Genomic DNA, 1,359 nt, shown 5'->3' with positions numbered 1-1,359 from the left:
ACTGCATGCTGGACCCGGTGCTGGATCTCTACGACCGGCACGGCATCGCGCTGGAGGCGCATCAGCAGAACTGCCTGCTGGATCTCAGCACCGGCCTGCCGTCCCGCGGCTATTACCGTGACAACCAGGGCTATTTCATCGCCTGCGACGCCTTCCCCCGCCTCAACGCGCTGGAGCCGTCACTGGCAGGCCAGCCCGCGCTGGTTTACCCGCGCGGCCACATCAACCAACGGCTGGCCTATTACCTGGTGGTCAACCAGATCTTTGCGGTGATCCGCCGTCTGGGCTGCGACGGGCTGGCCAGCGAACCCGCGCTGTTGTTGCAACCCGCGTCCACAACGTGGATGAGCTGGAGACCGCCGCGCAGGAAGGGATGTTCCTGCAGATGAAGAACCCCATCGCCGCGGCCCAGCCGCAGCCCCTGCAGGAGCGTGCCGATGTCCCTGCATGAACCCTTAAGCCGCGCAATCTCCGCCCCCCGCGTCCTGCGCCAGCTGTGCGAGGCGCTTTTGTGCGAGGGCTGGGCCGCATCACTGCAATTGGACCGCAGCCAAGCGGTAGGCTGGTGCCTGCGCCAGACGCAGTTCCGAGCCCGCGGACGCCGCGGCGCCTTTGGCCGCTATAGGCTGCAGGAAGGCAGTATTGAGATCCATGACAGCGGCACCTGGCGCCCCGCCTGCACCGCGGATGTTCTGGCAGCGGTGGCAGACCCTTCGCCCGCGATGGAAACCCTGCGCGACGATCTGGCCCACACCGAACACCTCAGCGACCTGGCCGCGCTGCAGACCCGGGCAGCGGCACGGCGCCATTCCCTACCCTGCTCCGCACTGGAAACCGCGCTGTACGAGGGCCACCCCTACCACCCTTGTTTCAAAGCCCGCAGCGGGTTCACCGATGCCGACCACCTCGCCTACGGGCCGGAGGGTGGCGAAACCTTCCGCCTGACGGGCGTGCTGTTCCACCACACGCTGATACAGCAATCCTTGCCGCACGAGGACTTCTGGGGGCAGGAGCTGGGAGCCGCCGAGTGGCACCGTATCGCCGCGCTGGCGGAACAGCACAACGCACCGCTCGGCAATTACAACCTGCTGCCCCTGCATCCCTGGCAGCATGCCAGACTGCAACCCGACCCGTTGTTCAACACATGGCGCACATCCGGCCAGCTGTTAGAAATCGGTCCCATCGGCGAGGCTTACAAGGCCACCCAGTCGGTCCGGACCCTGATGAACGCCGAAACCCCCTCCCGCGCCCATGTGAAAACCGCGATGGCGATGCGCAACACCTCCGCGCTGCGCACCCTCGCGCCGGAATCCGTCACCGTCGCCCCGGCGATCTCCAACTGGCTGGCGGGTGTGTGCG

The 1,359-nt window shown here is 66.7% G+C and carries 2 protein-coding genes; both read left to right on the top strand.

The annotated features are described in order from the left end of the window. Positions 1-389: ferric iron reductase (locus A2I95_RS38335; protein ID WP_291737644.1), on the top strand; the 389-nt coding region annotated here is incomplete at its 5' end. A 48-nt stretch (positions 390-437) separates the two neighbouring features. Further along, the coding region (locus A2I95_RS38330; protein ID WP_291737643.1) for an IucA/IucC family protein at positions 438-1,359 on the top strand (922 nt) is incomplete at its 3' end.

It is taken from the genome of Leisingera sp. F5, assembly GCF_001593695.1.
Note: the sequence above shows the minus strand (reverse complement) of the source record. Positions and strands in the feature narration are given on the sequence as shown.